24 protein-coding genes, 3 tRNA genes and 1 rRNA gene are annotated in these 20,435 nt (G+C 47.8%); 9 read left to right on the top strand and 19 right to left on the bottom strand.

What is annotated here, in order from left to right; genetic code table 11:
• The 3 genes from ACHWTJ_RS01975 to ACHWTJ_RS01965 all read left to right on the top strand — a co-directional run bounded on the left by ACHWTJ_RS01975 (nucleotide 1) and on the right by ACHWTJ_RS01965 (nucleotide 2,996).
• The gene (locus tag ACHWTJ_RS01975; protein WP_394679008.1) at nucleotides 1-912 is read left to right on the top strand and encodes an iron-hydroxamate ABC transporter substrate-binding protein; all 912 of its coding nucleotides are present in this window, start codon (nucleotides 1-3) and stop codon (nucleotides 910-912) included.
• A gap of 78 nt (nucleotides 913-990) precedes the next feature.
• Nucleotides 991-1,992 (top strand): iron ABC transporter permease, encoded by a 1,002-nt coding sequence (locus tag ACHWTJ_RS01970; protein ID WP_294740175.1) that lies wholly within the window; start codon nucleotides 991-993, stop codon nucleotides 1,990-1,992.
• Complete coding sequence (locus ACHWTJ_RS01965; RefSeq protein WP_029342818.1) at nucleotides 1,992-2,996, top strand: iron ABC transporter permease; 1,005 nt, start codon at nucleotides 1,992-1,994, stop codon at nucleotides 2,994-2,996. The genes ACHWTJ_RS01970 and ACHWTJ_RS01965 overlap by 1 nt, the downstream gene beginning before the upstream one ends.
• 54 nt (nucleotides 2,997-3,050) lie before the next feature.
• On the opposite strand, the gene ACHWTJ_RS01960 is transcribed toward ACHWTJ_RS01965, so the two are convergent.
• From ACHWTJ_RS01960 to ACHWTJ_RS01920, 9 genes are all read right to left on the bottom strand, one after another.
• On the bottom strand, nucleotides 3,051-3,518 hold the full coding sequence (locus ACHWTJ_RS01960) for a hypothetical protein (RefSeq protein ID WP_294740174.1): 468 nt from the start codon (nucleotides 3,516-3,518) through the stop codon (nucleotides 3,051-3,053).
• Nucleotides 3,485-3,994, bottom strand: coding sequence for a hypothetical protein (locus tag ACHWTJ_RS01955; RefSeq protein ID WP_294744613.1), 510 nt, complete (start codon nucleotides 3,992-3,994; stop codon nucleotides 3,485-3,487). Before ACHWTJ_RS01955 ends, ACHWTJ_RS01960 begins: the two co-directional genes overlap by 34 nt.
• Before the next feature lie 13 nt (nucleotides 3,995-4,007).
• A complete protein-coding gene (locus tag ACHWTJ_RS01950; protein ID WP_294740172.1) occupies nucleotides 4,008-4,460 on the bottom strand; it encodes a hypothetical protein in 453 nt (150 codons plus the stop codon).
• A 124-nt stretch (nucleotides 4,461-4,584) separates the two neighbouring features.
• A complete protein-coding gene (locus ACHWTJ_RS01945; protein ID WP_200904908.1) occupies nucleotides 4,585-4,743 on the bottom strand; it encodes a hypothetical protein in 159 nt (52 codons plus the stop codon).
• Nucleotides 4,744-4,869: 126 nt separating this feature from the next.
• A complete protein-coding gene (locus ACHWTJ_RS01940) occupies nucleotides 4,870-8,616 on the bottom strand; it encodes a S8 family serine peptidase (protein ID WP_394679007.1) in 3,747 nt (1,248 codons plus the stop codon).
• Nucleotides 8,617-8,837: 221 nt separating this feature from the next.
• Nucleotides 8,838-8,913: transfer RNA gene (locus tag ACHWTJ_RS01935), tRNA-Ala, on the bottom strand.
• 104 nt (nucleotides 8,914-9,017) lie between these two features.
• Nucleotides 9,018-9,797 carry a twin-arginine translocase subunit TatC gene (gene tatC / locus ACHWTJ_RS01930; RefSeq protein WP_035410816.1) on the bottom strand — a complete coding sequence of 260 codons (780 nt, stop codon included), beginning with the start codon at nucleotides 9,795-9,797 and terminating at the stop codon, nucleotides 9,018-9,020.
• A gap of 7 nt (nucleotides 9,798-9,804) precedes the next feature.
• The gene (locus tag ACHWTJ_RS01925) at nucleotides 9,805-10,002 is read right to left on the bottom strand and encodes a twin-arginine translocase TatA/TatE family subunit (RefSeq protein WP_029342825.1); all 198 of its coding nucleotides are present in this window, start codon (nucleotides 10,000-10,002) and stop codon (nucleotides 9,805-9,807) included.
• On the bottom strand, nucleotides 10,002-10,661 hold the full coding sequence (locus ACHWTJ_RS01920; protein ID WP_023469604.1) for a redox-sensing transcriptional repressor Rex: 660 nt from the start codon (nucleotides 10,659-10,661) through the stop codon (nucleotides 10,002-10,004). The genes ACHWTJ_RS01925 and ACHWTJ_RS01920 overlap by 1 nt, the downstream gene beginning before the upstream one ends.
• 167 nt (nucleotides 10,662-10,828) lie before the next feature.
• Between ACHWTJ_RS01920 and ACHWTJ_RS01915 the strand changes: the two genes are divergently transcribed.
• Nucleotides 10,829-12,730: an ABC-F family ATP-binding cassette domain-containing protein gene (locus ACHWTJ_RS01915; protein ID WP_294744609.1), complete on the top strand. Its 1,902-nt coding sequence runs from the start codon at nucleotides 10,829-10,831 to the stop codon at nucleotides 12,728-12,730.
• Nucleotides 12,730-13,152, top strand: coding sequence for a hypothetical protein (locus ACHWTJ_RS01910; RefSeq protein WP_294749781.1), 423 nt, complete (start codon nucleotides 12,730-12,732; stop codon nucleotides 13,150-13,152). The genes ACHWTJ_RS01915 and ACHWTJ_RS01910 overlap by 1 nt, the downstream gene beginning before the upstream one ends.
• A 145-nt stretch (nucleotides 13,153-13,297) precedes the next feature.
• Here the strand turns inward: ACHWTJ_RS01910 and ACHWTJ_RS01905 are convergent, their stop codons facing one another.
• Both ACHWTJ_RS01905 and ACHWTJ_RS01900 read right to left on the bottom strand, forming a co-directional pair.
• On the bottom strand, nucleotides 13,298-13,891 hold the full coding sequence (locus tag ACHWTJ_RS01905) for a flavin reductase family protein (RefSeq protein ID WP_023469607.1): 594 nt from the start codon (nucleotides 13,889-13,891) through the stop codon (nucleotides 13,298-13,300).
• A 19-nt stretch (nucleotides 13,892-13,910) separates the two neighbouring features.
• Entirely contained in the window at nucleotides 13,911-14,309 is a 399-nt protein-coding gene (locus ACHWTJ_RS01900) for a DoxX family protein (protein ID WP_294740167.1), read from the bottom strand.
• A gap of 183 nt (nucleotides 14,310-14,492) precedes the next feature.
• On the opposite strand from ACHWTJ_RS01900, the gene ACHWTJ_RS01895 reads away from it, so the two are divergent.
• From ACHWTJ_RS01895 to ACHWTJ_RS01885, 3 genes are all read left to right on the top strand, one after another.
• The gene (locus tag ACHWTJ_RS01895; protein WP_023469609.1) at nucleotides 14,493-14,813 is read left to right on the top strand and encodes a helix-turn-helix domain-containing protein; all 321 of its coding nucleotides are present in this window, start codon (nucleotides 14,493-14,495) and stop codon (nucleotides 14,811-14,813) included.
• Nucleotides 14,814-14,918: 105 nt separating this feature from the next.
• On the top strand, nucleotides 14,919-15,374 hold the full coding sequence (locus tag ACHWTJ_RS01890) for a flavodoxin (RefSeq protein WP_294740166.1): 456 nt from the start codon (nucleotides 14,919-14,921) through the stop codon (nucleotides 15,372-15,374).
• Nucleotides 15,375-15,442: 68 nt separating this feature from the next.
• Nucleotides 15,443-16,102, top strand: a complete 660-nt coding sequence (locus ACHWTJ_RS01885) for a haloacid dehalogenase type II (RefSeq protein ID WP_394679006.1) — start codon at nucleotides 15,443-15,445, stop codon at nucleotides 16,100-16,102.
• Nucleotides 16,103-16,149: 47 nt separating this feature from the next.
• Here ACHWTJ_RS01885 and ACHWTJ_RS01880 read toward each other — a convergent pair whose 3' ends face one another.
• From ACHWTJ_RS01880 to ACHWTJ_RS01850, 7 genes are all read right to left on the bottom strand, one after another.
• On the bottom strand, nucleotides 16,150-16,719 hold the full coding sequence (locus ACHWTJ_RS01880; protein WP_294740165.1) for a hypothetical protein: 570 nt from the start codon (nucleotides 16,717-16,719) through the stop codon (nucleotides 16,150-16,152).
• Between the two features lie 28 nt (nucleotides 16,720-16,747).
• Nucleotides 16,748-17,755: a tRNA (adenosine(37)-N6)-threonylcarbamoyltransferase complex transferase subunit TsaD gene (gene tsaD, locus ACHWTJ_RS01875; protein ID WP_294740164.1), complete on the bottom strand. Its 1,008-nt coding sequence runs from the start codon at nucleotides 17,753-17,755 to the stop codon at nucleotides 16,748-16,750.
• Nucleotides 17,752-18,207 carry a ribosomal protein S18-alanine N-acetyltransferase gene (gene rimI, locus ACHWTJ_RS01870; protein WP_294740163.1) on the bottom strand — a complete coding sequence of 152 codons (456 nt, stop codon included), beginning with the start codon at nucleotides 18,205-18,207 and terminating at the stop codon, nucleotides 17,752-17,754. Before rimI ends, tsaD begins: the two co-directional genes overlap by 4 nt.
• Complete coding sequence (gene tsaB, locus ACHWTJ_RS01865; protein WP_394679005.1) at nucleotides 18,200-18,853, bottom strand: tRNA (adenosine(37)-N6)-threonylcarbamoyltransferase complex dimerization subunit type 1 TsaB; 654 nt, start codon at nucleotides 18,851-18,853, stop codon at nucleotides 18,200-18,202. The genes rimI and tsaB overlap by 8 nt, the downstream gene beginning before the upstream one ends.
• Nucleotides 18,850-19,299 carry a tRNA (adenosine(37)-N6)-threonylcarbamoyltransferase complex ATPase subunit type 1 TsaE gene (tsaE, locus tag ACHWTJ_RS01860; RefSeq protein WP_023469616.1) on the bottom strand — a complete coding sequence of 150 codons (450 nt, stop codon included), beginning with the start codon at nucleotides 19,297-19,299 and terminating at the stop codon, nucleotides 18,850-18,852. Before tsaE ends, tsaB begins: the two co-directional genes overlap by 4 nt.
• A gap of 119 nt (nucleotides 19,300-19,418) precedes the next feature.
• Nucleotides 19,419-19,495: transfer RNA gene (locus tag ACHWTJ_RS01855), tRNA-Met, on the bottom strand.
• A gap of 34 nt (nucleotides 19,496-19,529) precedes the next feature.
• Nucleotides 19,530-19,606, bottom strand: a tRNA-Met gene (locus ACHWTJ_RS01850).
• 129 nt (nucleotides 19,607-19,735) lie between these two features.
• On the opposite strand from ACHWTJ_RS01850, the gene ACHWTJ_RS01845 reads away from it, so the two are divergent.
• Nucleotides 19,736-20,206 carry an NUDIX hydrolase gene (locus ACHWTJ_RS01845; RefSeq protein ID WP_294744597.1) on the top strand — a complete coding sequence of 157 codons (471 nt, stop codon included), beginning with the start codon at nucleotides 19,736-19,738 and terminating at the stop codon, nucleotides 20,204-20,206.
• A 116-nt stretch (nucleotides 20,207-20,322) separates the two neighbouring features.
• Here ACHWTJ_RS01845 and rrf read toward each other — a convergent pair.
• A 5S ribosomal RNA gene (gene rrf, locus ACHWTJ_RS01840) occupies nucleotides 20,323-20,435 on the bottom strand; the annotation flags it as partial.

Genomic DNA, 20,435 nt, shown 5'->3' with positions numbered 1-20,435 from the left:
ATGAAGAAACTACTTGTACCGGTTCTACTCATTCTCACGCTCGTCATCGCAGCGTGTGGTAATACGGAGAAAAAAGACGACGCAGCATCTGGTTCGAAAAACGAGACGATCACGTACAAATCGGAGAACGGTGACATTAAAGTTCCAGCTCATCCAAAACGTGTCGTTGTCCTCGCTGGTTTTGCTGGCAACGTCATGGCACTCGACGTTCCTGTCGTTGGTGTCGATTCATGGTCAAAAGCGAATCCGAAGTTCGACAAGCTTAAAGATGTCACGGAAGTTTCGGAAGAGAACGTTGAAAAAATCATCGAACTCGATCCCGACTTGATCATCGGCTACTCGACAACGAAAAACCTCGATAAAATTAAAAAAATCGCTCCAACAGTCACGTACACATACGGAAAAGTCGACTACTTGACGCAACATATCGAAATCGGTAAATTGCTCAACAAAGAGCAAGAAGCACGCGACTGGGTCAAAGACTTCAAAACACGCGCTGCTGCTGCCGGTAAAGACATCAAAGCAAAAATCGGTGAAGATGCTACCGTGTCTGTCATCGAAAGCTTCGATAAACAACTCTACGTCTTCGGTAACAACTGGGGTCGTGGAACAGAGATTCTTTATCAAGAAATGAAATTAAAAATGCCGGATAAAGTCACGAAGATGGCATTAAAAGACGGATACTACGCGTTGTCACCAGAAGTCCTTCCTGAATACGCAGGCGACTACCTCGTCTTCAGTAAGAGTGCGGAAGCGGACAACTCGTTTACAAAAACGGATACGTTCAAAAACATTCCAGCCGTCAAAAACGATCGTGTCTTCGAAGTCGATTCGAAGGAGTTCTACTTCAACGATCCGATCACACTCGAACGTCAACTCGAGTTCTTCAAGAAAAGTTTCCTTGGTGCATAATGAATAAGGGAGGGAACCTGCGGGATCCCTTCCTTTTTTTGCGGCTCATCCCCTGAATCAGAAATGGAGGCGACATTCATGTCAGCTGGTCGAATTCCGTTCGGCATAAAAATCACACTCGGTCTTGTCCTCTTTTTCGGGATGTTCTGGATCGCGATGACGTTCGGCGCTGCCGATACGACGATCCGCGAAGTCTGGAACGCCTTGACGTTCGGACCGTTGAATGAAAAAGCAAAAATCGTTCAGGAAATCCGCTTGCCACGGGAACTGGCAGCGATCCTCGTCGGTGCGGCACTTGGTGTCTCAGGTGCCATCATGCAGGCCATGACACGCAATCCCCTCGCCGATCCTGGTCTGCTTGGTCTGACGGCAGGTGCGAATGCGGCACTTGCGCTCGTCATCGTCTTGTTCCCGAAGATTGATTACTTTGGGATCATGATCGCGTGTTTTATTGGCGCAGCACTTGGGGCAGCACTTGTCTTCGGAATCGGTGCTTCGAAAAAGGGCGGCTTCTCACCGCTCCGGATCGTCCTTGCTGGTTCCGCGATCTCTGCTTTTCTGTACGCGATTGCGGAAGGCATCGGGATCTACTTCAAGATCGCCCAAGATGTCTCTCAATGGACGTCTGGTGGACTCGTCGGCTCGACCTGGGGGCAACTGCAAGTCATCGCACCAGTCATCGCAATTGGAATCGTGATCGCATTCATCTTCTCACGACAGTTGACGATTCTTAGTCTATCAGAAGAAGTCGCACTTGGACTCGGGCAGAACATCCAGCGGATCAAGGCGGTGCTTTATATCGTCGTCATCCTGCTTGCCGGTGCTGCCGTTGCCCTCGTCGGTAACATGGCGTTCATCGGGCTGATGATTCCACATATCGTCCGCGCAATCGTCGGGACGGACTATCGGTTCATCCTGCCGATGACTGCGATCTTTGGTGCAACATTCATGTTGCTTGCCGATACGATCGGACGGACACTATATGCACCCTATGAAACGCCAGTCATCGCGATCGTCTCGATGCTCGGGCTACCGTTCTTCCTCTTGATCGTTCGGAAAGGAGGGCGTGCTTTCTCATGATGGAATCTCGTTTACGCCGTCGCCAGCAACTGACATTTTGGACGTTACTGGCACTATTGATCGCAACACTCGTCGTCAGCATCGGTCTCGGACCTGCTTCTCTCTCGTATGATCGTTTACTGCCGACATTACTTGGAAATGGATCGTTCAAAGAGGAATTCGTCCTCTATTCGCTCCGCTTGCCGCGACTGCTCATCACTGTCATGGCAGGAATGGCGCTCGCCTTATCGGGAGCGATTTTACAAGGCATCACTCGCAATGAACTCGCCGATCCTGGTATTATCGGCATCAATACCGGAGCTGGCGTCGCCGTCGCTTTGTTCTTCCTGTACTTCCCGACCGATGTCGGGTCGTTCATCTATCTGCTACCGATTGCCGCTTTCCTCGGTGCACTCGTAACCGCGACAGCGATCTACCTGTTCTCGTACGACCGCGTCCAAGGACTCCAACCGATCCGCTTGATCTTAACCGGTGTTGGCTTCTCAATGGCACTGTCTGGAATCATGGTCATCCTGATTTCATCGACGCGTCGTGAAAAGGTCGACTTCATCGCCAAATGGCTCGCCGGTAACATTTGGGGGACGGACTGGATCTTCGTCTACTCGCTGTTACCGTGGTTACTCGTCTTGATTCCGCTCACGTTCTATAAAGCGAATAAGCTCAATCTGCTTGCCTTGAATGAACCGGTCGCGATCGGTGTTGGCGTCGCGATTGAAAAGGAACGGATCCAACTCTTGCTGACAGCCGTCGCGCTCGCTGCTGCTGCCGTCTCAGTCACCGGTGGGATTTCCTTCATCGGTCTGATGGCGCCACATATTGCCCGCGCGCTTGTTGGACCACGGCATCAGTTCTTTCTGCCAATCGCTCTCCTGCTCGGCGGCTGGTTGCTCGCGTTCGCTGATACGATTGGACGCAACATCGCGGGACCGGACGGGGTACCGGCTGGAATCGTCGTCGCCTTGATCGGAGCACCGTACTTCATCTATCTGCTGTTAAAAAAATAATCAAAAATCCGCATCCATCAGTGAAAGACACTGATGGATGCGGATTTTTTGATTTTATCGTTTCCACCACGCACGTTCGATTTCCCCCATCGAGACGTACGCTGGATCGATTTGTTTGGCTAATCGGTTCAGCCGAGTGACCCCAAGACTGACTCCAACAATCCAAAAGAGGAAGACAACGAATAAATACCCAGGGGCACTTGGAATTGACAGCATGACGACGGCGATCAGCCATGCCACGACATAACCGATGATTGTCAGGCGGGCTACCTTTTGAACAGTCTGTTGATAGATAGCTGGTGTTAAATACGACTTCATGAGTCGTAGCCGTACGATTTCCCGTGCGACTGCCGTCGCACAGAGAAAAAAGAACATGACTGGGAGAAAGACGGATGAACTTGCCGGCATAAACCAGGCAGGCACCGCACAAATCAATACAGGGATTAAAAAGTAATAGGCGACGACACGCACCGGACGTTTCATTAAATTCAGACGTGCTTGTCGCTCGAATAGGTGTTCCATTTCGATGTTCCTTTCTGTCTGACGAAGCGGGCTACCTCAACGTCACTGATATAATCTGGATCGCGCGCTCCGTCACGTCGGATGATCCATTCGATGATGAAATAAAGCGGCGTCAAGATGGCAAAAATCGCTACTAACATCATCCAGAACGGCCCCTCGATCGTCTGGATGATGACGATCGTCAAGACGGCGTACAGCAGAACATGACTACCGATACGGAGTAGAAATTGCCGGCGAATTTGTGCGTTTGAGAGATAGTCTTCTAAAATTTTTCGTTTTTTTAGTTGATAACGAAAATCGGAGGCGAGAAAAACGGCTGGAATTGCCAAAATCAGCATCGGGAGATCCTTCCATTCAATCAAGATACCGACTGTTATGAATAGAAACATGTTCCAATACCAACGTGTACCGAGCCATTCGACGTCCCGGTACGCGAGGGCAAGTTTTTGTAGACGTTCTTCTCGAGCCGTTTGCATAGCCTCTTCTCCTTTAGCGCGCTTTGTGAATTTCTTTTTCCGTGATATACGTTGGATCAATCTTTCGTGAGATGAACTCTAACGTTTTTCGACAGAGCCAGTAGAACGGAATGACGACGATAACGAGACCGATCAAGAAAGACGTGTTTGGTCGATCAGCCGCCCAGACGATTAGACCGGCGAGTGCTCCGTACTGTAAGATGCCGATCAGCACATGTACCTGATAGAGACGTCTTGCTGAAGCCTCTGATGTATATTTCGCGACAAGCGCGAACCGTTTCCGTTGTAGCAACATGTCATAGCCAAAATACAATAACGGGACGATCATCGCGTAGACCGGCTTCTCGAGTGTGTTACTCAGTGCTAAGAATACCGCAAGCATGACCCACATACCGGTCTTCGTCTTTTGATGCATCTCTTCGTACAGCGTTGCTAAAGCTTCCGTTTGTGTATGTACGTGTTGCATGATCTCCCACCTCTCTATACTGTCATATACTTACATTTTACTGCATCGGTTTCATCTGTAGTACGATTTTTGAAAAAAAAGACGTCCCACCGCTTAGGGTAAGACATCTTTCATGAAGACTAGACTACGCACTGACTTGAATGATGAGGTAAATGACGCTATAGGCGACAATCGCGAGCGGTATCATCGCGACACCGATCAGCCAGCCGTTTCGATCACGGATACCAAGATATAAGACGAGACACCCTACGATGAAGGCGATTAAGGTCGTAAATGGATTCATGGTTGTTCCCCCTCTAATTGTTTCTGCTCTTAAAATTCCCCCTCCATCTAGACGATAAACCACTCCAAGCGCCTGAATACGCAACGAAAGCCAGACGGATGCCCGTCTGGCTTATTCATCGTTGACTTATTTTTTCGTGATGACGACTTTTTTCGTGACAACGTGTCCACCAAGGTCCTTCAGTTTCAAGTTGTACGTATTTTTCCCCTTCTTGAGTGTCACTGTTTTCGTGATCGTCTTCTTGAAGGCTCTCATTTGATATGGTTCCTTGAATGTATGGCGGTACACCGCATTATCATTCATATCAAATCGAATCTCATCATAGTTATCTTGGAGAACGATTTTAAGAGACGCTGTCTTTGTTTTTGCTGATACTGTTTTTGGTGCTGTCACTTTTAAAGTTGGCAATGTCGAATCTAGAATGACTTGACGACTAAATACTAAGCGATTTCCTTTTCCATCATAGGCTTCGACCTTAAACGATTTGACGCCATCTTTCGTATAGGTTACATCATGGCTGAACACATACTGCTGTTTGGCTGCATCAAAACGCAGTTGGACCGCCTTTCCGTTAATCTTGAATGATTTGATCCCTGACTCATCTGATACGTGACCTGCGATAGTAATCACTTTAGATGTCGAAAGACCGAGTGCGACCGGTGTATCGATTTGGACGGTCGGTACCGCTTTATCGATTCCTGTCGTGTTCACCGATTTCGTCACTGTATTTCCTGCATAGTCCTTCACGACGAAATCAATCTTCGCAGACTTCGAGAGACCTTTTAGTTCATATGCTTTTTCTGTCGGTGCTAGCGGCTGTTTGAGGACACTTGTTCCATCGACGAGAATGTCATACGACGCTACACCTGTTCCTTGATCGCCTGCTGTCCATGAAAGTGTTTCTTTTGCAGTATCCCATTGAACCGTTGCTGCTGGTTTTTTCGTGTCAATATAGACGGGGAAGAGATTCGACTGCCACTTCGCATTCGGATAATCGATGACTGATTTGACTTGGTAATAGTAAAGACCGTCTTTGACTGGTTTTCCATTGACTGTTCCATCCCAAGCCGCACTTATGACGGGTGTGAATTTATCTCCCTCACCACTATCATAATAGTTCTTCACAACGTCTGTTTGTAGATCTAATTTACGGAGTGTTGCTTTATTCCGGTCAAGAATCGAATACTCGACTTTTCGTGCATTACGAAGGAACGAGAGGACTGGGAACGCTTCATCCACGCTACCATCATTGTTCGGTGAGAACGCAACCTTGTTTTCAACGACTTTTCCCGCCGTGTTCGTTCCGAGGAACTCGAAATCATCTTTTACTTCTGTCGCTAACCCAGTTAATCCGTAGAACGTCTTCTCTTCGTCATAACGCGGTGCATCGACGATCGGTGCCTGATCCCACTTTCCTTTGAATCCGACGTATGGTACTGTCAATTCCGGGTTTTTGCTCTTCGTATCGATTAAACGAACGAAACCTTCAACGAAGTAGCCATTTTCAAAGACTTGCTCAAGCGGAAGACCATTTGCCCAATCAACGGTATCTTTTAAGTCGACCGATACACTTACTTTCGTTGAGCTCTTCGGATTAATGGAGACAGTGCTTGCTTTCTTCGAACCGACTGCGAATGCAATCGGGAACGTTCCTTTATTCGGATCGACCGCATCCACTGAGTTTTTCTTATAAATATTGTTGGCTTCCAGGAAGTTCGTCCCTTCTGCACCGAGATCCGATTGAACCGTACCAGCTAATTGATACGTCACTTTTTCGCTACTGTAGTTTTTCAAATCGAGTGTGAACGTGAATTTCTCGCCGACCTCTTTGAGTGCAGCTTTTCCTTCACCTGATTTCGTTTCCGTAACGACGACTGGTGTTTTCATCGCAGCACGTAGATCCATCAGACCAGCACCTTCACGACGTGGTGAATAGAAGCTACCAGTTTTCGCTTCAGCATTATACTGCCCTTTATCAAGCTGTGGACGTGACGTGTTCATGAGGATGTTCTTCGCGAGTTTAACGCGTGTCGCACCGTCGACTTTGAAGTCCTTCGCAATCCGTTGCATGACGAGTGCTGTTCCTCCAGCGACGTGTGGTGCTGCCATCGATGTTCCACTCATGACGCCATATTCGTTATCATTGAGCGTCGAGTAGATTTTTCCACCCGGTGCTGTGATTTCTGGTTTGAAGTCAAGGTTTGGTGTAACACCCCATGATGTGAAATCAGACATCTCGCCCGCTACTGGGTTATCTGCTGAGACCGCTTTTCCATCGAACGTCACAGCAATTGCTTTTCCTGCTTTCGCTTTTTCTTCGAGGTCATTCCCGTCAGCGATGCTGAGCGTCACCATCGGAATCGTCGGATTGTTGAGTGCCATGCTGACATAATCCCCATGATCGACTCGTCCACGAACGATGACACCGGCTGCTCCTTGTTTCTCAGCTTCTGCTTGAATCATGCCGTAATTGAAACTACCGTTACGCACAACAAAGACAACTTTTCCTTTGACATCCTTTCCTTGATAGTTCGATGCTTGACCATCGCCGACATAAATGACGTCTTGCTTTTCCTTATTGAATACCTTAATCGGATTCGGCGAGTCCTGTTTTTGGTATGCCAAATACCCAGCATCCTGTCCGTCAATCGTTAGCGCCATACCTTCAAGCGTCAATTTCGTATTCTCTAAAGAAGCAACTTGTAGCGCTTGGCTGATCAACCCTGGAGATCCTACGACTCCAATGTCAGGATTCGCTGTATACGGATTGCCTGCACCATGTCCTGTGAATGCCGAGTTTCCAGCAGAGATCGCACATAAGATGCCGTTGTTCATCGCGTTGACGATCGCCCGTTGCTCTGGGTCATCCGCGTTGACGAACGATGCTGTTGAACCGAGACTCATGTTGATGACATCGGCTCCGAGTGCGATCGCATCATCGATCGCTTTGATGTAAATATCACTGAATGTCGATGGCATGCCTGGATCATTTCCGAATACCTTCATGGCAAGCAGCTGTGTTTCTGGCGCGACACCTTTGATCCCGCCATTTGCTTCGTCTCCATTGGCACCGACCGTACCCGCAACGTGCATTCCGTGCATCGATGCGCCTGCGCCTAAATCACGGATTTCACTATCGTGATCGGCATAGTTATAGCCGTATGGGACTTTTTCTGTGAAATACTTTCCTTTTAAGCCTTTTGTTTCTTTGGCACTCTCAACTTTAGAAGCTGTTAAATCCACCTTCGTTTCCGGGCTCAAAACCATGTCTTTATGCGACGGGTCAATTCCCGTGTCAATGACCGCTACGATCGTTCCTTCCCCTTTGAAACCGTAATCCTGCCATGTCTCTTTCGCATTGACCATGTCCTTGCTATATAACATATCCGGCTTAGCGCCTTTATCAGCTTTTGGTCGTGCGTATTCGTGCGCGATATGTACATCCTTGACCCCATCTAACTTCTTAATATCTTGAATATCCCCGAACTTTACTTCTCCACTAAAACCGTTCAAAACTGTCGTAAAGCTTTCTTTATATGTCACCGGAATCGCTTGTTTCGCGATAGCAGACTTGACTGATTTCTGAACAGTGACGAGACGTTCCTTAATGGATTCTTTTTCGGCATTGCTCAATGTGCTATACCGCTTATTTTGCGCCTGTGCGATTTGAATCGCTGGCTTTTGCTCCATCTCGATGACGACGCGGACCTTGTCAGACTGCTTATACACCTTCTCCTGCCCTGTTTTCTTAAGTGAGAGGGCGTGCGGCTTTTGACCACTTGACTTGTCTTGCGAGGACAGTGCTCCTTGAGCGCTGACCAAGTTGGAAGATGTCATCAAGACAGCTGCCAAGAGTGCGATTTCCTTCTTCATGCTTCTTTTCCCCTTTTCTAAAAAACTATAATGATGTTACCAACAAAACATTTAAACGAAAATTCTGTATATTTAGTTTAATGAAATAGATGGAAATAAACAATTCAGTTCTGTCTGTTTTATATAATTATTTGTTTTTATTGCCACATTATATTACATCTCCATATTTTGAGAACAACAAAAAAACTCTTGAATTCTCAAGAGTTTGAAATATACGAATTTGGTGGAGACTATCGGGATCGAACCGACGACCTTTTGGCTGCCAGCCAAACGCTCTCCCAGCTGAGCTAAGCCCCCATGAATTATCTTTAGTATACGCATCGCTAACTGCTTTATCAATATAAACGTAACGCTTTCATAAAAAAGAATTCCTCCCGAAATGGCTGGAAGGAATTCACGATTCATTTATTCAATTCACGCATCAAATCCGCCTGTCGTTCAAGCTCTGCCTGTTGCTCGAGGATCAAGACCTTTTTGTACGTTCGCGCAGAAATTAAGATACTGATTTCATAGAGAACGAACAATGGCACCGAGATCATCAAGTGTGACGTCACGTCTGGTGGTGCGATCAATGCCGCAACGACGAACAACGCGAAATACGCATATTTCCGATTCTTTCGCATGAAATATGGCGTCACAAGACCAAGACGTGTCAGGAACATCGTCACGACCGGCAATTGGAAGAGAAGACCGAACGGCATCGTCAACCGGATGAGGAAACTGAAATAGTTTTCGACTCCGATGACTTGCTCGATCCCCAATTCTTTCCCGAGATCCGTTGAGACTTCGAGCAAGAAGGGAAGCAACCAGAAATACGAGAAGGCTACACCAGCCAAAAATAGAAAGAAGATGACTGGAATATACGTCAGTGTTGCTTTTTGTTCCTTTTCATAAAGCCCTGGTCGGACGAATGCCCACAGCTGATACATCCAGAACGGTGACGCTAAAATCAGCGCGATAATGAACGCAAGATTCAAATACAACATTAAAGGATCGGCGACGTTGAAGGCATTTAATCCGATACCGAGCTCTTTTAAGTCCGCTTGTAAAAAACGGACGAGCGGTCGGACGAGCGGAAATGCGACAGCGAACAGGACGACGACGATGAGGAGCGACCAGACGATCCGCTTACGCAGTTCGTCCAGGTGCGACGTCATGCTTTGTTCTTGATCAACCGTCATGATTCAATCACTTCTCTTTCGGTTCGTCCTTTTTATCGTCGTCCATGATGCCGTTCGTAGCATTTTTGAACTCTTTCAATGTCTGACCGGCAGCACGACCGAATTCCGGTAACTTCTTCGGTCCGAAGATGATCAACGCGACGACAGCGATTAATCCGATACTCGCAGGTCCGATACCTAGCGTGAGCGGGATAAGGTTTTCCATTATGATTTCACTCCTTCAGCTGATTGCGAATAATGCTTCATGAAATAAACTAACGACTGCAACTCGATCGATAAATCGATGTGATGGACCCGGACGCTCGCTGGCACGTTCAACCGCGCAGGCGTAAAGTTCAGGATGCCTGTCACACCATACTCGACTAACTCATCCGCTACTGACTGTGCGAACTGGGATGGAACCGTCAAGATGGCGACATCGACCTGATTCGCTTCGATTTGTTCTTTCATGTCCGAAACATGATAGATTGGAACGTCATGCGTCGTTGTTCCGACCTTCTCTTCGTCCGCATCAAACGCAACGACTATCCGAGTACTATTATTCTTTAAAAAGTTATAATTTGCAAACGCTGTTCCGAGATGACCGACCCCAATTAAGGCAACATTCGTCACCTCATCTTGATTCAAGGTTTTGCGGAAAAACGTTAACAGATGTTGAACGTTATATCCATATCCCTTCTTCCCTAATGCCCCAAAGTAGGAAAAATCGCGACGAATCGTTGCTGAATCAACCTTCACCGCCTCGCTTAACTCAGCAGAAGAGACGCGGAGCTTGCCTGAATTGTATAAACTTTGGATGAAGCGATAATATAGCGGCAACCGTTTTGCTGTCGCTTGTGGAATTTTTGTGTCTGGTCCATTCATCCTGCAGTTCCCCCTTCGGCCACATCCATCGTGGCACCCAAATCTTTGCAAAAAGCTTTCTACTCTTCTTGATTGTAAACCACTTCACATATAGTCACAAATAATATATTCCGCAGGACCTCGCGCTTTTGTTCGTGATAGACTAAAGGGTGGAAGGATGGATGGAAATGATACTCTTACAAGTCAACCAACTCTCGAAATCATTCGGCGTCGAGCCGATTTTAGAAAATATCAAATTGGAAGTACAAGAGCGGGACCGGATTGCGCTCGTCGGACGAAATGGTGCCGGTAAATCGACTTTGCTCAAAATCATTGCTGGCGAACTCAGTCATGACTCGGGTGACATCATGAAAGGCAAGGATGTCAAAATCGGTTATCTCGCACAAGACAGTGGTCTCGAATCGAATGAGACGATCTGGAACGAGATGCTGACTGTCTTCGAACATTTACAGGAACAAGAACGGACACTGCGCCGGATGGAAATCGAGATGGGCATGGATCATATCTTGAACGACCCGGTCGCTTACGATCGTCTCTTGAAGACATATGACCAAGCACAACACGACTTCTCAGAAGCCGGTGGTTATCAGTTTGAAGCGAATATCCGCTCTGTCCTGCATGGCATGCGCTTTTATCCGGACGATTACTCGCGCCGGATCCAGACGTTATCCGGTGGTCAACGGACACGTCTCGCCTTAGCGAAGATGCTCCTGCAAGCACCAGAGCTTCTTATTCTTGATGAGCCAACGAACCACCTCGATATCGATACACTCGCTTGGCTCGAAAGTTACCTCGGTGGTTATCGTGGTGCCGTCCTGATCGTCTCGCACGACCGGTACTTCCTCGACCAAGTCGTCAATGTCGTCTATGAGCTCTCTCGCAATGTCTGTCGTAAGTTCACTGGGAACTATACAAAGTACTTGGAGCAAAAAGCGGCCTTGTACGATCAGGAAATGAAGCAGTTCGAACAGCAGCAAGAAGAGATCGCGAAGATGCAGGACTTCATTCAACGCAACATCGCCCGGGCGACGACGACGAAACGTGCACAAAGTGTCCGAAAACGACTCGAGAAGGTCGACCGGCTCGATCGGCCAGATGGAGATGAACGCAGTACGGTCCTGTCCTTCCCGATCGAAAAACAGAGTGGGAATGACGTTCTTCAAGTCAATCAATTGGCGATCGGTTACGAAGAAGCTGTCTCAAAAGACATCACGTTCCGCTTGCAACGCGGCGAATCACTGGCACTCGTCGGACCGAATGGAATCGGAAAGTCAACGCTCTTAAAAGTCCTCGTCGGCCGCTTACGTCCCCTCTTCGGTGATTTCCGTTTCGGAACCGGCGTCTCGATCGGGTATTACGATCAAGAGCAGGCGGAACTCAATGACCGGAATCGTGTCATCGATGAGATTTGGAACGAATGGCCACTGATGCGCGAACAAGAAGTCCGTTCCGTCCTCGGGCAATTTCTATTTAGTGGCGATGATGTCTTTAAGATCGTCCATGAGCTATCCGGTGGCGAACGCGGACGTCTCGCACTTGCGAAACTGAAACTCCGGAAAACGAACGTCCTCGTCCTCGATGAGCCGACGAACCACTTGGATCTGGATTCGAAGATGGTCCTTGAGAACGCGCTCGTTGACTATGAAGGGACGTTGTTATTCGTTTCTCACGACCGTTACTTCATCGATCGAATCGCGACTCGTGTCATCGAGATGAGTGAAACGGGTGTGGCAGAATACCTCGGCGATTATTCATATTACATGGAGAAGAAAGCCGAGCAAGAAGAGATCGCTCGTCTTGAAGCCGAGGAAGCAAAAGCAGCAAAAGTCACGGCTTCGAAGACAATCGACAAGGAAGCACAGAAAGAAGAGCGCAAGCGCCGCCAGCAAATCGAACAACTCGAACAAGATATCGAGCGGCTTGAACAACGTTCAGCGGAAATCGAACAATTACTCTGTGAACCAGAAGTCTTTAATGACATTCCGAAAGCGACAGCTCTTTCAGCAGAACGTGATCAAATCGACGTTGATCTACTGGAATTGATGGAACGATGGGAGAATCAACACTGATGCGGACGAAAAGTTTTTTCATTAACCTCATCTTAGGATTACTATCCGGTGTTCTCTATTTCGTGCCGTTGTATGCCGATTATGTATCCGTCTTTATCCGACCGGATGCCTTTAATGCCGTTTACTTATTGTTCATCCTCATCTCATGTATGATCGGTCTCGTCATCCAGACATGGAGTGGTCTTCTCGTCAGTCTACTCTCGGGACTCTGTTGTACGCTTCTGACGACACAGCTATTCGTCGAGCTCAATGATCCGTTGATCCTATCGTATTATGGTAGGGTCTCACCGCTCATCGCTTTCTTGATCAGCTGCGTCGGAATCTGGGCGCTGGCCATCGTGTTCTATTTACTTGATGGCTATCAGTACAGTAAACGTCATGGTCTTGAAGCCTCTTCAAACGAAATTGATCCGCAACCTTGAAGTTTAATTAACTCATTAGAGGTGCGATATAAGAAAAAGGAGTGGAGAGACCGGTCTAGCTACCGGAATCTCCACTCCTTTTGTTTGAATCGAAACGTTCGTCGTCAGAATGGATCGGACGATGAATCAGGCATTCACACTTCCATCATTTTGTCGGTCGAGCAATCGTAAACGTCTTCCCGATCGTCGCATAATCATTTCCTGCTAAACGAGCGACAGCCTTCAGACCTGCCGCGTCAATCCGGAACGACTCGACGAGTTCATCCGCGACGTGATAGCGCAGTACTTCCCCAATCAAAAGATCGGCACCTTCTAGCTCGACGTGTTGCGTCAAGCGCATCTCGAAGCGAATTTTCGCTTCCGCGATTCCCGGTACTTCGATTGCGTCACTATCGACGAGTGTTAAATCCGTCCGCTTAAGCTCACTTTCACCGTAAGCAAGTGGCGCTGCTGTCTCATTGACTGCGTCGACGATCTCTTCGCTGACGATATGGATGACATAACTTTGTTTCGCTAAGATGTTACGTGCCGTATCCTTCTGCCCCTGATCCGTCCGTTGTACGGCGATCACCAGTTGCGGCGGACTGCTTGAAGCGACCGTAAAGAAGGAAAACGGTGCGGCGTTGACCGTCCCGTCTTCTCCTTGCGTTGTCACGAAGGCGATTGGACGCGGAATGATGCTTCCGATCAGTAATTTATAATTGTCTTTTGCGCTAAGCGTTGATGCCTCAAACTTCATGAATGACCCACCTTTTTCTTCACCCGATGAGTGCAGCGAGTGAGTAGTCTCCAGCACCGATCATCGCTACACCAAGCGCGATGACGATCAATGCCATGTTGTATTCGTACCCGTTCTGAGTCACCCAGTAACCATTCGCACCATGTACTTTAACGATTGCGACAAGCATCGATCCGACGATGAGGAGTGCTGCGATCCAGAGGAACACACCTCCTGCAAACAACAAGCCGCCGATCAATTCAGCAAGACCTGCTGTAATCGCGAGTGCCTTCCCTGGCTTCATGCCGATTGATTCGAACCAACCGCCTGTTCCAGCGATTCCGTGTCCGCCGAACCAACCAAATAATTTTTGTGTCCCGTGTGCAGCAAACGTTAAGCCAATGATTAAACGAATGATTAAAAGTCCTGTATCCATCATTTCTCTCTTCTCCTTTTACCTAATGTATTTTAGTTACTTTAAGTAACTCGATAAACAGACTATATCCTATCACTTACTAAAAGTAAATAGATTTGTTTTAGTTCTTTTTGTTACATTAAGTAAAATGATTCGATTTTTTTAGCAGAAGCGGGTATACTACAACTATAGAAAGGATGAGTGCTGATGGAAGAAGTCGCAATCCAACCGGCTCTTTGTCCCAAAGTCGAACATGCCTTTGAAATCTTAGGTAAGAAATGGACAGGTCTGATCTTACGCCACTTGTTGACGAAGACATGTCGTTTCAATGAGATTCAAGATGCCATTCCCGAATTATCAGGTCGTATGCTCACGGAACGTATGAAGGAGCTCGAAGCGGAAGGCATCGTCATCCGGACTGTCATTCCCGATCGTCCGATTAAGATTCAATACAGTTTGACCGACAAAGGGCGCCAACTCGAACCGGTCATTCGTTCCATTGAGGAATGGGCCGAACTACAAGACTAATGTATAGAAAAGCATCTTCTTCGGAAGGTGCTTTTTTATATGTCCTTTGACATTGATAATCATTATCAATTAAAGTAGAGAAGTACAGTGAAAGGAGGAAGATGCATGCATATCGCGATTGGATTCGTCAGCATGTCCGGGAATACGGAAGATATCGTCTCGCTCATTCAACATGAACTCGAGCAACACGATGTCAAAGTGACGATCACGGAACTGGATCAATTCGTCGGGGAGGACTTATCACGTTTTGATGGTCTTTTACTCGGCTCATATACGTGGGGAGACGGTGATTTACCGTATGAAGCAGAAGACTTCGTTGAGGAACTCCGCGAACAATCCTTAGACGGGATACCGGCGGCTGCTTTTGGTTCGGGGGATCTTGATTATCCGAAGTACTGCGCAGCCGTTGATTTGATCGAAGGAGCGTTAAAAGAAGCCGGTGCGACAATCGTCACCGATGGCTTGAAAATTGAGTTTGATCCGAATACCCCGGAGAAACAAGCCGCTTGTCGTGCGTTCGCGCAAACGTTTCATCGCTTTTTACAACAGGTTCATGCTTGAGTGTCGTTTGAATCCGTACTGTAAGGGAATCGTTAAAGCAGACTCTATGAAAGTGAGATGAATGTTTTATGACGATTCAAGCACTCGTCTTTGACGTCTACGGTACATTATTCGATGTCCATTCCGTCAAAGAACAAGCCGAAGCGCTGTATCCGGATCACGGAGAAGCGATCAGCAAACGCTGGCGGGCGAAACAACTGGAGTACTCTTTCCTCCGGCAATTGAACGGGCAATACGTGCCGTTCAGCCAAGTGACACAAGATGCCCTCCGCTATACGTTACTCGAACTGAAGCTCCATGTGACCGAGGAACAAATCACGACCTTAATGGAGACGTACCTGACGCTTGATGTGTATCCTGAAGTCAGCTCCGTTCTCGAGACGATGGCGGATAAGCGTCTGGTCGTCTTCTCGAATGGTTCCCATGATATGCTCGATCCGCTGATCGAACAGTCAGGCTTAGCCGATCGGTTCGAACATCTCGTCAGTGTCGATGACATTAAACAATATAAACCAGCACCTGCTTCTTATATGCATGCGTTAAATACACTCGGTCTAAAACGCGAGGAGATCCTTTTCATGTCCTCGAACGGTTGGGACATCACCGGGGCAAAGAGTTTCGGCTTCAAAACGGCATGGATCAATCGAAATGGACTTCCGGTTGAGGAATTGAATCTCGATCCCGATCGTATCTATGATGACTTGACGGGTATCACTGAATGGCAATGAACGAACAACAGCGGACTCCTGTTTAGGAATCCGCTGTTTTCATGGATTTAGTAATTCGAAAGACGTGAGTAGCCCTTCTTGAATAAATCGAGTTTCAGCCCGCCCTCTTTTTCAATAAAGAAGAGGTATTCGTTTTGATCCGTATCTTTATAGAAGACCTTAAATAACGTCACAGTCCGTTTTTTATTGTTCTCAACAGCCGTCACCTCATGCTTCGAGATTACTTCTGCTTGGACCTGTTCCGCATCCATCTTTTGAATCATCGGTTCAAATGACTTCTTCTCTTGATCTGTCACCGGTGTTCCGGGAGCAATCGTGAAATAATCATCACTCGCCTTGTTCGTTAAACCATACTTCCGATCGACGATGACGACGTTAGTGAGCTTACCATTGACTGTCTGATCAAAAGCATATAACTTTTGAATCCGGGTCTTTTCCCCTTCTGCTCGTCCGATTTCATAAAGTGGACGTTGTTTCGTATTCGTCTCGACCGCTTTCTTATCGGGTACGAGTTCTTCCTTATAGGCGACTTGGTATGCGTTGACGATTTCTCGGATCTGAAGTCCGATCGCGACGATGACCAGTACCGCTAACAATGCGATGATGACTTTTTTCATTCCATTTCCCCCAAGTTGTTCGGATTCCTTACTTTAAATCTAGCCCAGGTTCTGCGTTCATGGCAAGTGTCGAATGGCGTAACGCGCGATATGGATGAATCGCAGCTGCTCCAATCATCGCCGCATTGTCTCCACACAGGTGCATCGGCGGAATGACGAGATCGATTCCTTCCTTCGCACACGCTGCTTCGAGACCTTGACGTAATCCTTTGTTGGCAGCGACGCCACCAGCAAGCAACAGTTGACGTCCCCCTTTATCCTTCACGGCACGGACCGCCTTCGTCACGAGTACCTCGACGACGCTCGCTTGGAAACTCGCGGCTAAATCTTCCGGGATAATCGTTTCTCCCCGTTGTTCGGCGTTATGCACGGCATTGATGACTGCTGACTTCAAACCGCTGAAGCTAAAGTCATACGAATCCTTCTCGAGCCAGACACGCGGAAAATGAAACGTATCCTGACCGGTCTGTGCCAATTGATCGATTCGTGGACCACCTGGATACGGTAACTTCAACGTTCGAGCAACTTTATCATATGCTTCCCCAGCGGCATCATCCCGTGTTTCACCAATGACTTCATATACGCCGTCTTCCGGCATGTAAATCAGTTCCGTATGTCCACCTGATGCAATCAAACAGACTAGCGGGAACTCAAGCTCTTGCACGAGACGATTTGCATAGATATGACCTGCGATATGATGAACACCAATCAATGGTTTATCATGCGCAAAGGCGAGTGCCTTCGCTGCGCTGACGCCAACGAGTAGTGCTCCGACAAGTCCAGGTCCTTCCGTAACAGCGATCGCATCGATATCGTCGATCGTGACGTTCGCTTCCGTCAAGGCGTCATCGATGACGTATGTGATCCGTTCAACGTGATGCCGTGATGCCACTTCAGGCACGACGCCACCGAATCGTTTATGACTTTCGATTTGAGACGAGACGACGTTCGATAAGATGTCGATTCCTCCGCGGACGACGGCAGCCGCCGTTTCGTCACAACTCGATTCGATTGCTAGAATCAATGGTTGTGTCATAGGTCTTCTCCCTCCAGTTCCAGCCAGTAGATGGCAGCATCTTCATTGTTATCTTGATAATATCGCTTTCGGACACCGACATACTGGAATCCGAGCTTTTCATATAAAGTCCGCGCTGGTGTGTTCGAGACACGTACTTCGAGTGTCATTGCCCGCAAACCAAGCGCACGACCGACGGCGATCAATGCCGTTAGCAAGTCTTCCCCGAGCCCTTTTCCGCGATGAGACTGCTTGACGGCAATATTCGTAATATGTCCTTCATCCGCGATGTGCCACAGACCAGCAAATCCGACAATTCCGTCTTGATCGGCAACGACATAATAAGCGTTCGGATTTTGCGTCATTTCCGCTTCGAAGGCATCTAGCGTCCACGGTGTCGCAAACGATTCGAGTTCGACCGCATGAACACCTGCAGCATCGTGTACGGTCATGCGACGAATGCCCTTACTCATGACGTTGTGCCTCGATCCATTTCGCTTCTGCTTCAGCCAGACGCAGGTATCGTGGCTCAAACGCATGCGCTTCGACCGTCTGATGTGTTGCACCGAGTAAAGCGAGTACGCCGGCACGCGGCGTCCGGAAAGCAGGAGCCGCCTTTTCGAAAGGCTGAAGAATCTCTTCGAACGCCTCGACGTCTCCTGTGACGAGCGTATCTGACGGTAACGTCTTTACAAAAGACGCAATCTCAACATGCTGCTCTTCACTGATTCGTTTCCCGGCGTCGTATACTCCAACAAACCCTGCTCCACGCCGCGCATCTTGAATTGCTGCGACGCGTCCCGTATGACCGGTCGAAGCTGCCATCAGTTCAAGTGTAGAGATAGCAACGAGCTCGATGCCGAGTGTATAGGCAAGGGTCTTCGCTGTCGTCGCCCCAATCCGTAATCCCGTATAAGAACCAGGACCGTCAGCAACGACGATTCGTGTCAGTTGAGCCGGTGTCCATTTTGCTTCCGCCATCAAGCGCTCAAGTAACGGCATGAGTTTCGTCGCATGATTCAAAGACGTGACATAAGAAGCTTCTGCTACAATCTGTTTCCCGTCTGAAAGAGCGACCGATAATTGTTTCGTCGATGTATCAATAGCTACGATTTTCATGATTTCAATCCCTCACATAATGTAATGTATCGTTCTCCGATCGGCGTCAGCTCAAAACGTCGGCTATCGTCACCCGTTCGTGTGATCGTGATTGCCAACCGTTCAGGTGGAAGACTGTCCGCAATCAATTCAGACCACTCAACGACAGCGACGCCTTCCCCATTCAAATATTCTTCAAGTCCGATATCATCACCGGAACCTTCCAGGCGATAGACATCCATATGATAAAGAGGAAGACGTCCCGTATAGACTTTCATGATTGTAAAGGTTGGACTGTTGACGTGACGCGTCACACCTAGCCCTTTCGCAAAGCTTTGCGTAAAGGTCGTTTTCCCAGCACCTAAATCTCCATCGAGCGTAATGACCATTCCTGCTTCAGCACGTCGTCCGAGTTCAAGGGCCAAGGCAGTCGTTTCCTCCAAGCTGTTCATTTCCAGTTCTATCATACGATGTCTCCTCCTTTAATACGTACTGTTCGTCCTTCTCTATTGTACCGGACGAAAAAGGCAAAAAAAAATACGAAACGCTGAACGTTTCGTAGTAAAGTTGAAGTTAAGTTTAAAATTGGTTGCGGGGGCCGGATTTGAACCGACGACCTTTGGGTTATGAGCCCAACGAGCTACCAGACTGCTCCACCCCGCGACGATAAACGTTTCGGATTTGATTATTTAAAAATTGGTTGCGGGGGCCGGATTTGAACCGACGACCTTTGGGTTATGAGCCCAACGAGCTACCAGACTGCTCCACCCCGCGATGATATAACGTTTCGACAGATATTAATATAACATGTGTCTTTTAAATTGGCAAGTCTTTTTGCCTTATTTCTTTTTACTAACTATCATAATGAATATTCTTCTATACTGATACGAAAGGAGTGAGCAGATGGGATACTTATTAGATTTACGAAAAATCGTAGGAAATCGACCGTTGATCAGCGTGGGCGCGACTGTACTCGTCCTAAACCCACAATCTGAACTGCTATTTCAATATCGTTCAGATACACACAGTTGGGGACTTCCCGGTGGTTCGATGGAACCAGGTGAGACACTGGAAGAAGTCGCGATGCGTGAGTTACAGGAAGAAACCGGACTTCAAGCGCGCAGCGTTCAGCTGCTAGACGTTTTTTCCGGTCCTGATTACTTCTTTCGTTATCCAAACGGCGATCAAACCTACAGTGTGATCCATCTCTTTCAAGCAAAAGGCGTATCGGGTACATTACAAATGACGGACGGAGAGAGTCTCGACTTACGGTATTTCTCCCTGAATCAATTACCAACACCGCTTGAAGCGCGTGCTGCAGCGCTCTTACAGCAAGTTACACCTCGTCTTCTTAGCACAACCCATTCTTTTTAATCTAGATGCTTCGCTTAAAACTGACGCTTAACGTCCATTTGTCAGTTTTTTATTTCTTTCCTAGTCTAAAAGGAGTACACAAAAAGACCGATCTGCAATCTACAGATCGGTCAAGTGCCTGGCAACGTCCTATCCTCACAGGGGGAAGCCCCCAACTACTTTCGGCGTTCAAGTGCTTAACTTCCGTGTTCGGCATGGGAACGGGTGTGACCACTTGGCTATCGTCACC

The sequence above is a fragment of the uncultured Exiguobacterium sp. genome (genome assembly GCF_964277885.1).
In the GTDB taxonomy this organism is placed as follows: domain Bacteria; phylum Bacillota; class Bacilli; order Exiguobacteriales; family Exiguobacteriaceae; genus Exiguobacterium_A.
This window is presented reverse-complemented; position numbering and strand designations above follow the sequence as displayed.